Raw genomic sequence first — 14,395 nt, forward strand, 5'->3', positions numbered from 1 at the left:
ATCATTAATCAAAAATCGAACAGTTATGAAATTAATTACATTTACTACCGCCCTCGCCCTTTGGCTACTTGCAGGGATTTACGTCCAGGCTCAAGAAAACGATCACGATACGCAAACTTCAGTGGAGCGGCTCAATTCTTTAAGGGAAACAATTATTCAAGAGGAAAAAGATGCGCTGAAGGCGGGCGTGGAAAATATAAACCAGCGTGTTGAAAATGAAAACATCACCGAAGCGGAAGCGGAAATACTAAAGCAAGAGCTTGCTGAAAAACATGCGCTGAATATTGAAAACCGTTTGGCAATTATAGACAATAAGGTAGCACTATTGCAACGAAACGGAAAGGTGGACGAAGACGAGGACAATCAAATTATACTTCGATTCGGTTCGTCCGGTAAGGATAATGAAAATGACAACGTACTCTATATAGGTCCAAAAAACAAAAAGCGAAAATACGACCGTCGCACCACCTCAGACCTTGTTTTTGCCTTCGGCCTCAACAATGTAATTACCGAGGGCGAATCTTTGCAGGATTCAGATTTTAAGATTGCGGGAAGTCGCTTTGCCGAACTTGGCTGGGCGTGGAAGACAAGAGTATTCAAAAATACAAATTGGCTGCGCGTAAAGTATGGTCTTTCCGTTCAATTCAATGGTTTAAAACCGACCGATAACCGTTATTATGTTGATACGGGAGAGCAGACAGAGCTTCAGGAATATCCTTTAGATTTGGACAAATCAAAATTTAGGATGGACAATCTTGTGGTTCCCATACACTTTGAATTTGGTCCTTCAAAAAAGATAGAACATGATGGGTATTTTCGTTATTCTACCGAAAACCAGATAAAAATAGGTCTTGGTGGTTATGCAGGTATCAATCTAGGCGCGCGCCAAAAATTAAAATTTGAGGAAGAGGGCGAAGACAAAAAACTAAAACTTAAAGCGAATTATAACACAAACAATTTCATTTATGGCCTTAGTGGGTATATAGGTTGGCAGGGTATGGCACTGTATGCCAAGTATGACCTCAACACCATTTTCAAGAATAACCCTATTGAGCAGCGCAACGTTTCACTCGGTCTGCGTTTTGATATGGATTAGCAAGCATCTTTTCATATTCGTTGTTTAAAACCTGTGTGGATTTTTAAAATTCGTGCGGGTTTCTTTTCGTAATATCCCTATTTTTACAAATCAAAAATCTAACAATCTGATCTCTAAAACCACCATAGACAATGTGTTTGAAACCGCCCGGGTAGAGGAGGTGATCGGTGATTTTGTACAGTTGAAAAAATCCGGGAGCAATTATAAAGGTCTAAGCCCCTTTACCGATGAGCGTTCGCCGAGTTTTATGGTGAGTCCGGTAAAGCAAATATGGAAAGATTTCAGTAGCGGAAAAGGAGGAAACGCAGTGGCCTTTTTGATGGAGCACGAGCATTTTACCTATCCCGAAGCTATAAAATATTTGGCAAAAAAATACGGAATCGAGGTTGAGGAAACCGAACAAACTACCGAAGACAAAGAACAAGCCAACGAGCGGGAGAGCTTATATTTGGTAAGTGAATTTGCAAAAAATTATTTCCACAACACATTGGTAAAAACCGAAGAAGGAAAAGCCATCGGGGTTTCCTATTTTAAGGAGCGCGGTTTTACTGATGAAACAATTGCAAAATTTGAGCTCGGATATTCGCCAGACTCTTGGGATGCCTTTACCAGTCACGCCATTAAAAAGGGTTATAAACTTGAGTTTTTGGAAAAGACAGGGTTAACAATTGTAAAGGAAGAAAAACAATTTGACCGCTTTAAGGGAAGGGTAATGTTTCCAATTCTCAGTATGAGCGGGCGCACATTGGGTTTTGGAGGGCGTATTTTAACTTCAGATAAAAAAGCGGCAAAATATTTAAACTCTCCCGAAAGTGATATTTACCATAAGAGCAAAGTGCTTTACGGAATCTTTCACGCCAAGCAAAGCATTGCAAAAGAAGACAATTGCTATTTGGTAGAAGGTTATACCGATGTTATCCAGTTTTACCAAACGGGCATTCACAATGTGGTTTCTTCATCTGGAACCGCACTTACTTCAGAGCAGATTCGGCTTATAAACCGGCTCACAAAAAATATAACCGTGCTGTTTGACGGTGACGCGGCTGGGCTTCGTGCATCGCTTCGCGGCATCGATTTGATTTTGGAACAAGGAATGAACGTAAAAATCTGCACTTTTCCACAAGGGGAAGATCCAGATAGTTTTTCACGCAAAAATTCTCTCGAAGAACTCACGCTTTATTTGGAAGAAAACGCAAAGGATTTTATCACTTTTAAAGCCTCACTTCTCGCTTCCGAAGCAAAGAACGACCCCATAAAAAAATCTGAGACCATTCACGATATGGTTAATAGCATCGCCAAAATTCCCGATGTTATAAAAAGAGAAGTGTATATAAAAGAATGCTCCCGAATAATGGACATTTCAGAACAGGTTCTTTTCAATACGCTTGCGCAGATTTTTCAAAAGGACAGAAAAGATACTGCCAAAAAAGCGACCGTACCACAAGAAGCTTTTCAAGTAATTCCCGCCGAAAAAAAGATTGATAAGGTAGATGTGCAGCTTCATCTAGAACAGAAAATTATTGAATTGCTATTGCTTTATGGAAATGTAGAAGAAGATTTTGAGGAATTAATTTTGGAGGCAGATGATAAAGGCGAAATAACCTTTAGGCCAGAAATTCACAAGTCACGCGTTTTTGAAAAAATTTATTTAGACTTACAGGAAGATGAGATTGAATTTACAAATTCAGAGTTTAAGGAGTTGTATTTTGAAGTGGTCAATCGTTTTAACCAAAATCCAGAAGCAAAGGCCGAGACATTTATAAATGAACTAAAGCCGGAGTTGGCTTCTGCGGTTACACATATTTTGATGGAAGAGGAGCGTTATGTACTCCATAACTGGGAACGTAAGGAAATTTATGTGAAGGAAAAAGAACAAACCATAGCCCAAATGGTTAGTGAAACCATATTGAACCTGCGTCGCCATTTAGTTTCACAGAAAATAAACGAACTTTCCGAGACAATGAAACAGGAAGACAATCCTGAAAAAGAATCTGGTCTACAGGAAATTGTTGATTACTTAAGCCTTAAAAAAGTGCTTTCCAATAAACTTAACCGGGTTTTATAGCCTAGTTAAACTGAAACATCCGGGCTTGGTTTATCAATTCTGCCAAGCTTGTAACGTTTAGTTTTTTTAAAAGCCGTGTTTTATAAGTACTCACGGTTTTTTCATTGATTTCTAAAAGGGATGCTATGTCTTTGTTGCGTTTGCCGTTGGAAAGCAAATTTAACACTTCTATTTCACGCGCCGAAAGCTTTTTGTATCTACCAACAATTGTGTTGTCATTAACGGAGTGGTTGCTGAAAGCCGCTGTAAGCTCATCGTTTAAATATATGCCACCCAGCGCAATACGCTTAATAGCTTGTAAAAATTCTTCAGAAGACGATGTTTTTGAAATGTAGCCTGCAGCACCTGATTTTATAGAGCGTAATGCATAAATTTCTTCTGGATGGGATGAAAAAATAGCGATTCGCGTTTTTGGAAATTCCTCACGAATACTTCGTAGGGCGTGAAAACCATTAATTTCTGGAATGTTCAATTCTAAAATCAAAATGTCTGGGCGTTCTTCCTCAAGGCACTTCAACAATTCCGATCCTCGCGCTACTTTCCCAACAATAGTATACTCATTTGTGCTATCAAGCAAAATTGAAGCACCTTTTCTAGTTACAGGGTGATGGTCTGCAATTACAACTTTTTTCATCTTAGTGTTTTTATAAATTCAAAAATGTATAAAACCTTCAGATTTGGGGAGCATATGAGTTTTAGACACGTAATATTAATATTACATTCTGAATATATAAAATATACACGTAAAGAAAATTAAACCTTTCGTTTAATGGTTAAATTGTTCGGTAAATAACAATATTATTTAAATTCTTTGGGAATCTCGCAAATTGGAATTGGGAGCATTTTATGCTGGTTGGCCTTATTTAATCTTTTATAAATATCAAAAACTACTTTTTCCCTCTCTGAAAAATCGGAGCTGCTTTTACCCTTTTCATCCATTCTCATCGCCCATTCCAGTTCATCATAGCTTGCGCCAAGTTGGTCTTCATCTGTTCGGTCGTCACCCCATAATCCATCTGTTGGTGCCGCTGCAATTATTTCTTTATTTATTCCCAAGAATCGTGCAATTTCATAGACCTCACTTTTCATCAAATCGGCAATAGGGCTTAAATCCACACCGCCGTCGCCGTATTTTGTATAAAAACCTACACCAAAATCTTCTACTTTATTGCCGGTTCCCGCAACTAAATATTTGTTAAAGGCTGCAAAATAATAAAGAGTTGTCATCCGCAATCGGGCACGTGTATTTGCTAGCGACATGAAGCGCTCTTCTTCTTTTTCAACTTTTGGTAAAGCGATAATCAAAGAATCGAAAACAGGGGTGAGGTTTACTTCAATTTTTTCAACTTTTGGAAAATTTTTCTTCAGCCAAGCAATATGATTGACTGCTCGACTTACTTGTGATGATGCCTGATGAATGGGCATTTCCACACATAATAAATTAAGCCCGGTTTTTGCACATAGCGCTGAGGTTACCGCCGAATCTATACCGCCACTTACTCCTATTACAAAACCATCCATTTTTGCGTTTTGCGCATAGTTTTTAAGCCAATCTACAATATATTCTATAACTTTTTCAGTCTGCATTTTCTGTGTTTTTAATCTTTTATAATAATACCTTTGCACCGCAAAAGTGATTAAAGATAAAATTAATAAAAAGGATTGGCGTTAACCAACAATAACATTTTTTCTATGGTGAAATATTGCGCATTGGTTCTCTTGGGTGTTTTCTTTTTTTCCTGTAATGACGAGAGCAAGGTTGAAAAGGAGATTGAAAGAATTCCTATAAATGTGGAAATCATCCGTTTTGATAAGAAGTTTGCGGCTGCTACTGCCGAAACACTCCCAAAATTAAAAGCTGAATTTCCAGAATTTTTTCCAAAACAGTACAACGATAGTATTTGGATTGAAAAATTGACGGATACGTTACAAACCCAACTCGAAGCTGAGATAGAAAAAACTTTTCCCAACGAGGAAAAATTGGAAAATATATTAATTCCATTGTTTCAACATATTAAATATTACTTCCCGAACTTTAAAACCCCATTGGTGGTGACCACTACCTCAGATGTAGATTATCGCAACAAGGTCATCCTTGCAGATAGTATGCTGGTTATTGCTTTGGATAATTACTTGGGCGCCGATCACCGTTTTTACGAAGGCATTGATAAATATATTTCCAAAGAAATGAAACCTTCACAAATAGGTCCCGATGTGGCCGAAACCTATGCAAGACAGTATATAAAACCGCCCAACAAATCTACTTTTTTGGGTCAGATTATTTATTTCGGAAAAGAGCTCTATTTAAAAGATCTTTGGCTTCCAAACGCTACAAATGCTGAAAAAATAGGCTATACCGAAGAAGAATACCAGTGGGCCGAAGAGAACGAGGAATATATGTGGCGCTACTTTATTGAGAAGGAATTGCTCTACAGTACAGACCCAAAGCTGGGGGCACGGTTTATAAGTCCCGCGCCTTTTTCAAAATTTTATCTGGAAATAGATAATGAATCTCCGGGAATGTTGGGGCGCTATTTGGGCTGGAAGATTGTTCGCGCCTATATGGAAAAAAATGATACAGATGTTCAGCGACTAATGGTAACAGATGCTGAAGAAATATTTACGAATTCAAAATACAAACCAAAGAAATAATGGCAATTAAACACACTTCAGAAATAAGGCTAAAAGTGGGTCTTGACGAAAATAAAATACCTGAAAATATCCATTGGACAGCCGAGGACGGCGGCGTGTCAAACGAGGAAACAAAGGCGGTGATGCTATCGGTTTGGGACAGTAAAAGCAAGGAATCGCTCCGGATAGACCTTTGGACAAAGGAAATGCCCGTGGACGAGATGAAAATTTTCTTCCACCAAACCTTAAGTGCGATGGCCGATACATTTCAGCGTGCCACCAATGACGAAAAGATGAGCGCCACGATGCGCGATTTCTGTGATTATTTTGCTGAAAAATTGGAGTTGAAGCGGGGATAAGGCCGATTAAACCTAACAGGTCTCAAAGACCTGTTAGGTTTTTATTTAATTCGTCAATATAATTCAACACTTCATCCCTTCCCGTGGAATCACTGCCTGAGGTAACAAAATACGGCGGCATTTCTTCCCAGGTTTCGAGCATTTTTTCGGTGTAAGCAGCCATATTTCTTTCCAATGCTTTTGGCTTCAGCTTATCTGCTTTTGTAAAAATGATGTTGAAGGGGATTCCACTTTCGCCCATCCATTGCATAAACTCCAAATCGATGGGTTGCGGTTCGTGGCGGCAATCTACCAATACAAAGGCGAGTACCATTTGCTCCCGCTTTTCAAAATAATTGGTGATGAATTTCTGAAAAGTCTTTTTACTGCTTTTTGAAACACGTGCATACCCATAGCCCGGTAAATCCACCAAATACCAATTCTTATTTACTAGAAAATGGTTTATAAGCTGAGTCTTTCCAGGTCTTCCCGAAGTCTTTGCCAAACTCTTGCGCTGCATCAACATATTGATAAGCGAAGATTTCCCAACGTTACTGCGTCCAATAAAAGCGTATTCCGGCAAACGGTCCTTTGGGCATTTGGCAACATCGCTGTTGCTCATTACAAATTCTGCCGATTTTATGTGCATTGCTTTAGGGTTAGGAGTTAAGAGTTAAGAGTTAAGAGTTAAGAGTTAAAAGTTAAGGGTTAGGAGTTAAGGGTTATGCGGGAGAATATGTTTTTTTAGAAACTTGAAACCTGAAACCTGAAACTTGAAACTACTAAAACCCTCGTTTCTGTAACCAAGAGTAAAGAAGTTCATTAAACTCATCGGGATGCTCCATCATTGCGGCGTGGCCACATTTATCAATCCAGAATAATTCAGAATCTGGTAGTAGTTCATCAAACTCAATGGCTACTTCCGGAGGGGTTACGTTGTCATTTTTCCCCCAGATAATACAGGTTGGGGTGTACATTTTGGGCAAATCCTTTGCCATATTGTGCCTGATGGCACTTTTTGCAATGGCCAGTGTCCGTATTAATTTGTTTCGGTCGTTTACGGTTTCATAAACGTCGTCCACAATTTCTTTGGTAGCCACAGCAGGGTCGTAAAAAACGTTTTCGGCTTTTTTCTTTATGTAATCATAATCGCCGCGTTTTGGGTAGCTTTCGCCCATGGCGCTCTCGTAAAGACCAGAACTTCCGGTGATTACCAAAGCTTTTACTTTTTCGGGATACATTTTTGTGCAGAGTAGGCCAATGTGCCCACCCAGCGAATTTCCCAAAAGAATCACTTCCTCATAACCCAAATGGTCGATAAACTGCCCCACGTATTTCGCGAAATTTTTCACGTTGGTACGCAAGAGGGTCATTTTGTAAATGGGCAATTCGGGTATAAGGATTTTATATCCCTTTGGCGGAAAGAAATCTGCAACTCCGTCAAAATTGCTTAACCCGCCCATTAGTCCGTGAAGAATGATTATTGGTGTGCCTTCACCTATTTCTAAATATGAAAATTTTCCTTCTTTCTTTAAGTTTTCCGACATGCTGTGGTTGGTGCAATTTAGAAAGACAAAAGTAAACAAAAATATTTCATACGGTCTATTTAATGTTAGGCTTTGTTCATCGCCAGTTCCATTTTAGGTTATCTACAATGTGGTAAAACTTATCAACAAAGTGGTAGAATGTGGTAAAAAGTGGGAAAAGTTATATATATTTGAAACTATAAATTACAAATCGGGAATTTCCACAATGCTCAATCTAATAGGCACATACGAATGTAAAGCAGACGTAAAAGGAAGGGTCATGGTACCTGCGCCGCTGAAAAAGCAGTTGGCGACCGTGGCTCCCGAAGGCTTCGTTATCAAGCGCGCGGTCTTCCAGCCCTGCCTGGAAATTTACCCGATGAAGGAATGGGACGCCCTCATGCTGAAAATGGGCGAGCTGAACCGATTCAACAGAAAAAATAACGATTTCATAAGAAGGTTTACGGCTGGCGTAAAGACTGTAGAGCTTGATGCTACAGGCCGATTGCTCATTCCAAAGGACTTGCTCTCTTTTGCCGGCATCAACAAGGAAATTGTGTTCTCTTCCGCGATAAACATTGTGGAGGTTTGGGATAAGGAAAAATACGAACAGGCCATTGACGATGCCGCAAGCGATTTTGCCGATTTGGCCGAAGAAGTAATGGGAAATAAAAGCAATGATGGTGATGGAATATCATAATCCGGTTTTGCTGAAAGAAACTGTTGATGGGCTTAACATAAAGCCAGATGGGGTTTATGTTGATGTCACTTTCGGCGGTGGCGGCCACTCCCGCGAAATCCTGAAGCGGTTGGGCCCCGCTGGAAAACTCATCGCCTTTGATCAGGACAAGGACGCTTTGCAAAACGCTATCGACGATATGCGTTTTTTGCTTATAAACCAAAATTTTCGGTTTCTGAAGCAATTTTTGAGATTCCACGGTTTTAGGACGGTGGACGGGATTTTGGGCGATTTCGGGGTTTCATCGCATCAGTTTGATGTGGCCGAGAGAGGTTTTTCTACCCGTTTTGAAGCCGATTTGGATATGCGTATGAATCGCGATACAAATTTTTCGGCATATACGGTGGTCAATAAATATGAAGAGGTTCAATTGCGAAATGTGCTTTCAAATTACGGTGAATTGCGAAGCGCTGCAGGAATGGCCCGCGTAATTGTGGAAGCGCGCCAGACCGAAATGATAAAAACGAGCGAACAATTAAAAAAAGTGCTCAGCAGGTTTCTGCCGGCGCATAAAGAAAACAAGATTTTGGCCCAGATATATCAGGCCATTCGCATCGAGGTGAATCAGGAACTGGAGGCGTTGAAAGAGTTTTTGCTTCAAACGAACGAAGTTTTAAAACCGGGTGGGCGCCTTAGTTTAATAAGCTATCACTCTTTGGAGGATAGGTTGGTAAAAAGATATATCCGCAACGGATTGTTTGAAGGGGAGCCAGAGAAGGATGCTTTTGGGCATTTTGAAGTGCCGTTCAAGGCGGTGGGGAAATTTATAATCCCTTCCGATGAAGAAATAAAACAAAACAACCGTGCCCGAAGTGCCAAGCTTCGCATAGCGGAAAAAATATAACGTAGGCGCCCGATTCATCGCGCGCCAAATTAACGAATCAACGAATCCCGAATTAACGAATTAACAAATTTTGAAAGAAGGTTTTTACAACATAATAAAAGGAAAATTTTTGGTGAGCGACGACGCGCTGAAAAACTGGCGCTTTATCATTTTCCTCTCCGTATTGGCTTTGATTATGATTGGCAGTTCGCACAGCGCAGACAAAAAAGTCCATAAAATTTCAAAATTGAATGCACAAGTGAAAGAACTGAAAAGTGAATATGTTGATGTGCGAATGTTGTTGATGCAGGCACGGATGGAGAGCAAAATTATTGCCGCAATGGAAAGTCATGGGTTGCAACCATCCACAACACCTCCGAAAAGAATTCGAATAATTGAACCGGAAAATAAAAAATAGCTAATGCTAAAAGTGTAACCATTAATCAATAACTGACAACCGATACCTGATCATGGCTTTTGAGGAAAAAAACATATTAAACCGTCTATACGTCGTTGCCGGATGCATGTTTCTTTTTGCGCTTGCCATTAGTGTGAAGTTGATGAACATTCAGTTTGTGGATGGTGAAAAATATCGCGAATTGGCAAAGGAGAACACCACGAAAAACTTCGTGATTCCTGCGAACCGCGGAAATGTTTACGCCGATGATGGCAGTCTTTTAGCTACTTCAGTCCCAAAATATGACATCCGCTTTGACGCGGTAACGGTTTCTTCGGAAGATTTCAAGGAAAATTTAAAGCCACTTTCCGAAGGGTTGAGCAAAATGTTTGGGAAGCCCGTTTCGCATTATCAAAATATGTTCAGAAAAGCGCGTGCCGATAAAAACAGGTATTTGCTTATCGTAAAAAATCTGGGCTATTCAGATTATATAAAGGTGAAAAACCTGCCGCTTTTCCGCAAAGGTCCCTACAAAGGTGGAATTATTGTGGAACAGCGCACCGTCCGCGAGCATCCCATTGGTAAGATAGCGCAACGCACCGTGGGCGATGAGGCTTATGACCGTCCGGGATACTACGCCGTTGGTTTGGAGGGAGCATTCAACGATTTGCTTACGGGCAAGGAAGGCCATAGGCTAAAGCAAAAAATAGCCAAGGGCCAGTGGAAGCCAATTTCCGACGACAATGAGATTGAGCCGCAGGATGGCTATGATATCGTTTCAACCATAAACGTGAACATTCAAGACATCGCTCACCACGCCTTGCTAAAACAATTGGAATATTACGAAGCCGAGCACGGAACCGTAATTGTGATGGAAGTAGCAACGGGCGAAATAAAAGCCGTCTCAAATTTGGGCCGCACCTCCAACGGAACCTATTATGAAAAATTGAACTACGCCATCGGCGAATCGCACGAGCCGGGCTCTACCTTTAAGGTAATGGCAATGATGGCCGCTTTGGAAGATAAGGTAATAGACACCAGTACCGTGGTTGATACAGGCAACGGCGTAAAGGTTTTCTACGGAAGAAAAATTTACGATTCGCACCGAGGCGGCTACGGAAAAATTTCGGCTGCAAAAGCTTTGGAAGTTTCTTCAAACATTGGATTGGCCACAATTATAAATGATAACTATTCCAAAAATCCCAACAAATTCATCAACCGTTTAAAAAGCTGGCATCTTACCGAAAAAACAGGCGTTGCCATTAAGGGTGAAGGCGTACCAATGATTCCACAGCCTGGCGATAAAAAGTGGAGCAAGAATGCACTTCCTTCTATGGCCTATGGGTATAACCTACGTCTCACTCCACTTCAAACTTTAAATTTTTACAATGCCATTGCCAATAACGGCGTAATGGTAAAACCTCGTTTTATAAAGGAAGTCCGCGCTTGGAATGAAAAAGTAACTACCTACGACACCAAAGTAATAAACCCTAAAATTTGTTCTGATGAAACCTTGGCCAAAATCAAGGAAATTATGAAGAACACTGTAATGCGTGGTACGGGTAAATCGCTTTATTCTCCAGATTTTTCAATGGCCGGTAAAACCGGAACTGCCCGAACCGAATATTGGATGCCGGATTGGAAAAGCAACCGCCGTTACATTTCTTCTTTTGCAGGCTTTTTTCCTGCGGAAAACCCAAAGTATTCTTGTATCGTGATTATTCACAAACCGAGTACGAAAAAAGGGTTTTACGGCGCCGATGTTTCGGGACCTGTTTTTAAAAGAATTGCCCAGAAAATTTTTACCGAGTCCCGAAATATCGACAAGGTTGAAAGCATAGAACAACCAGACCCAACCATTGAAAAGGATTTTGAAAGATATTATGCCAAGTTGCAACAACCCGCCAAAACAATTCCGAATGTAACCGGAATGGCAGGAATGGACGCCGTTTCCTTACTTGAAAATCTCGGGCTGCGAGTGCAGGTTGTGGGCAATGGCACCGTTGCCAGCCAATCCATAAAGTCTGGCGAAACTTTAAAGAAGGGACAAACCATAACCTTGAATTTATCGTGATATTGTTAAAGGACATATTGTACAAAGTTACCATCGAAAGCGTCGTTGGCAGTACTTCCGTGGCTATAAACAATCTGGAATTTGATTCCCGAAATGTTTCTTTAAACGACGTTTTTATTGCGATAAAGGGAACGGTTTCAGATGGGCATCAATTCATAAAAAAAGCTGCCGACCAAGGTGCCTTGGCTATTATTTGCGAAACCTTGCCAGAAAACATCATCAACGGAATTACCTATGTGCAGGTTGCGGATTCGCATAAGGCATTGGCGATAATGGCTGCCAATTACTACGGCAATCCTTCCGAAGAATTAAAGCTTGTCGGTATAACCGGAACCAACGGGAAAACAACGGTTTCTTCTCTTTTATATCAACTTTTTAAAAAAGCGGGCTTGGAAGCTGGCTTGCTTTCCACCGTAAAAATAATGGTTGGCGATACCGAATTTAAAGCCACGCACACTACGCCGGATTCGTTGACCATCAACAAATATTTGCGCGAAATGGTGGACGCTGGCGTGGAATATTGCTTTATGGAAGTGAGTTCGCACGGAATCCACCAAAAACGAACTGAGGCGCTTCATTTCACCGGAGGCGTTTTCACCAATCTTTCGCACGACCATTTGGATTATCACAAAGATTTTGCGGAATACCGCGATGTGAAAAAGTCCTTTTTTGATGCTTTGCCGAAATCTGCTTTCGCACTGGTAAATGTGGATGACAAAAACGGCTTGGTAATGCTTCAGAATACGAAAGCGAGAAAATATACCTACGCCCTAAAAACCTACGCCGACTATAAAGCCCAAATTCTGGAAAGCCAATTTACAGGGCAACTTCTGAAAATAAACAATCAGGAATTGTGGGTGAAATTGATTGGTGGATTCAACGCGTATAATCTACTTGCAATTTTTGGTACCGCACATCTTTTGGAGTTAAAGGAACTTGAAATTCTTCAAATAATGAGCACACTGGAAAGTGTGGGCGGCAGGTTTCAATATTTAATTTCAGAAAAGAAAATCACTGCTATTGTGGATTATGCACATACGCCCGATGCCCTGAAAAATGTCTTGGAAACCATAAATGAAATCCGCACGGGCAACGAAGAAGTTATAACCGTGGTAGGCTGTGGCGGTGACCGCGATGCCCAGAAGCGCCCGGTTATGGGAAACATTGCCGCTTCGTTGAGCACCAAAGTGGTTTTTACCAGCGACAATCCGCGCACCGAAAATCCTGAAAAAATTATCGAACAGATTGAAAAAGGCGTGCCTGCCGAGCATTATAAAAAGACGATTTCAATAACAAATAGAAAGGAAGCCATAAAAGCGGCTTGCCAAATGGCGCAGGAAAACGATATCATTTTGATTGCCGGAAAAGGCCACGAAACCTATCAGGAAATAAACGGAGAGCGCTTCGATTTTGATGATTTTAAAATAGTAAACCAACTTTTAACCGCCCTAAACAAATAGCCAATGCTTTACTATCTTTTTGAATATTTGGATAAAACATACGACGTGCCAGGTGCGGGGCTGTTCAATTTTATTACGTTCCGGGCAATTTTGGCGGTTATCCTTTCGCTTTTTATCGCCACGGTTTATGGAAAAAAAATAATCAATTATCTACAGAAAAAACAAGTTGGCGAATCTATCCGTGATCTTGGTTTGGAAGGTCAAAACGAAAAAGCAGGAACCCCGACCATGGGCGGAATCATTATAATTCTCGCCACATTGGTTCCTGTTCTGCTTTTTGCGAAACTTGAAAACATTTACGTAATTCTTTTGATTGTTACCACCGTTTGGATGGGAACCATCGGATTTATTGATGATTATATCAAAAAGTTTAAAAATGACAAACAAGGATTACCGGGAAAATTTAAGGTAATTGGCCAAATTGGTTTGGGCCTTTTTGTGGGTACAACCATGTATTTGCACCCAGACATTATTGTGCAGCGTACCATCGAAAATCCTGAAACTGAAACTCAAGTAACAGAAGTTATTGCCAAAGAGTCCGTAAATACATTTTACGTAAAGGACAAAGCAATGCTTACCACCATTCCTTTTGTGAAGGAAAACGAATTTAATTATTCTAAACTCATAAGCTGGGCGGGTGAAGATTATAAAAGTTATGTGTGGCTCATTTTTATCCCCATCGTAATTTTTATTATCACGGCAGTTTCAAACGGTGCCAATCTCACAGATGGAATTGACGGTCTTGCCGCTGGGACCTCGGCTATAATTGGGCTAACGCTTGCGCTATTTGCATGGGTTTCCGGTAATGTTATTTTTTCAGATTATCTCAACATTATGTACATACCAAACACCGGTGAAATGACCATTTTTATCACCGCGTTCGTAGGAGCGCTTATCGGTTTTTTATGGTACAATACCTATCCCGCCCAAGTATTTATGGGCGATACGGGCAGTTTGACAATTGGCGGAATTATAGCCGTAATTGCAATTGCAGTTCGAAAAGAACTGCTTATACCCATTCTCTGTGGAATATTTCTGATGGAAAATCTTTCGGTTGTTTTGCAGGTAAGCTGGTTTAAGTACACAAAGAAAAAATTTGGTGAAGGCAGGCGCATTTTCAGAATGTCGCCATTGCATCACCACTATCAAATAAAGGGTTTCCACGAAAGTAAAATTGTTACGCGGTTTTGGATTGTGGGAATTTTTTTAGCCATTATCACGATCGTCACCTTAAAAATTAGATAAA

Annotated in this window: 14 protein-coding genes; 10 read left to right on the forward strand and 4 right to left on the reverse strand. The window is 40.5% G+C overall.

What is annotated here, in order from left to right:
* The first annotated feature begins 25 nt into the window (after positions 1–25).
* Both JK629_RS08410 and dnaG read left to right on the forward strand, forming a co-directional pair.
* Positions 26–1,096, forward strand: a complete 1,071-nt coding sequence (locus tag JK629_RS08410; RefSeq protein WP_202335217.1) for a hypothetical protein — start codon at positions 26–28, stop codon at positions 1,094–1,096.
* 106 nt (positions 1,097–1,202) lie between these two features.
* A complete protein-coding gene (dnaG, locus tag JK629_RS08415; protein ID WP_202338028.1) occupies positions 1,203–3,161 on the forward strand; it encodes a DNA primase in 1,959 nt (652 codons plus the stop codon).
* A gap of 1 nt (position 3,162) precedes the next feature.
* Here dnaG and JK629_RS08420 read toward each other — a convergent pair whose 3' ends face one another.
* Together JK629_RS08420 and nadE are read right to left on the reverse strand one after the other, a co-directional pair.
* The gene (locus JK629_RS08420; protein WP_202335218.1) at positions 3,163–3,795 is read right to left on the reverse strand and encodes a response regulator; all 633 of its coding nucleotides are present in this window, start codon (positions 3,793–3,795) and stop codon (positions 3,163–3,165) included.
* A 164-nt stretch (positions 3,796–3,959) separates the two neighbouring features.
* Entirely contained in the window at positions 3,960–4,748 is a 789-nt protein-coding gene (nadE, locus tag JK629_RS08425) for an NAD(+) synthase (protein WP_202335219.1), read from the reverse strand.
* Between the two features lie 105 nt (positions 4,749–4,853).
* Between nadE and gldB the strand changes: the two genes are divergently transcribed.
* On the forward strand, positions 4,854–5,813 hold the full coding sequence (gene gldB / locus JK629_RS08430) for a gliding motility lipoprotein GldB (protein WP_202335220.1): 960 nt from the start codon (positions 4,854–4,856) through the stop codon (positions 5,811–5,813).
* Positions 5,813–6,151, forward strand: a complete 339-nt coding sequence (gene gldC / locus JK629_RS08435) for a gliding motility protein GldC (RefSeq protein WP_045079207.1) — start codon at positions 5,813–5,815, stop codon at positions 6,149–6,151. Before gldB ends, gldC begins: the two co-directional genes overlap by 1 nt.
* 22 nt (positions 6,152–6,173) lie before the next feature.
* On the opposite strand, the gene yihA is transcribed toward gldC, so the two are convergent.
* Both yihA and JK629_RS08445 read right to left on the reverse strand, forming a co-directional pair.
* Complete coding sequence (gene yihA / locus JK629_RS08440) at positions 6,174–6,779, reverse strand: ribosome biogenesis GTP-binding protein YihA/YsxC (protein WP_202335221.1); 606 nt, start codon at positions 6,777–6,779, stop codon at positions 6,174–6,176.
* A 133-nt stretch (positions 6,780–6,912) separates the two neighbouring features.
* The gene (locus JK629_RS08445) at positions 6,913–7,677 is read right to left on the reverse strand and encodes an alpha/beta fold hydrolase (RefSeq protein ID WP_045079209.1); all 765 of its coding nucleotides are present in this window, start codon (positions 7,675–7,677) and stop codon (positions 6,913–6,915) included.
* A gap of 205 nt (positions 7,678–7,882) precedes the next feature.
* Here JK629_RS08445 and mraZ point away from each other — a divergent pair, with 205 nt between their 5' ends.
* From mraZ to mraY, 6 genes are all read left to right on the forward strand, one after another.
* Entirely contained in the window at positions 7,883–8,356 is a 474-nt protein-coding gene (mraZ, locus tag JK629_RS08450) for a division/cell wall cluster transcriptional repressor MraZ (protein ID WP_202338030.1), read from the forward strand.
* On the forward strand, positions 8,343–9,239 hold the full coding sequence (rsmH, locus tag JK629_RS08455) for a 16S rRNA (cytosine(1402)-N(4))-methyltransferase RsmH (RefSeq protein ID WP_202338029.1): 897 nt from the start codon (positions 8,343–8,345) through the stop codon (positions 9,237–9,239). The genes mraZ and rsmH overlap by 14 nt, the downstream gene beginning before the upstream one ends.
* 70 nt (positions 9,240–9,309) lie before the next feature.
* Positions 9,310–9,636, forward strand: coding sequence for an FtsL-like putative cell division protein (locus tag JK629_RS08460; RefSeq protein ID WP_045079210.1), 327 nt, complete (start codon positions 9,310–9,312; stop codon positions 9,634–9,636).
* A gap of 52 nt (positions 9,637–9,688) precedes the next feature.
* A complete protein-coding gene (locus JK629_RS08465) occupies positions 9,689–11,689 on the forward strand; it encodes a penicillin-binding protein (protein WP_202335222.1) in 2,001 nt (666 codons plus the stop codon).
* A complete protein-coding gene (locus JK629_RS08470) occupies positions 11,686–13,149 on the forward strand; it encodes a UDP-N-acetylmuramoyl-L-alanyl-D-glutamate--2,6-diaminopimelate ligase (protein ID WP_202335223.1) in 1,464 nt (487 codons plus the stop codon). Before JK629_RS08465 ends, JK629_RS08470 begins: the two co-directional genes overlap by 4 nt.
* 3 nt (positions 13,150–13,152) lie before the next feature.
* Complete coding sequence (gene mraY, locus JK629_RS08475) at positions 13,153–14,394, forward strand: phospho-N-acetylmuramoyl-pentapeptide-transferase (RefSeq protein ID WP_202335224.1); 1,242 nt, start codon at positions 13,153–13,155, stop codon at positions 14,392–14,394.
* Position 14,395: the final 1 nt, after the last annotated feature.

It is taken from the genome of Aequorivita iocasae (genome assembly GCF_016757735.1).
Lineage (GTDB): Bacteria > Bacteroidota > Bacteroidia > Flavobacteriales > Flavobacteriaceae > Aequorivita > Aequorivita iocasae.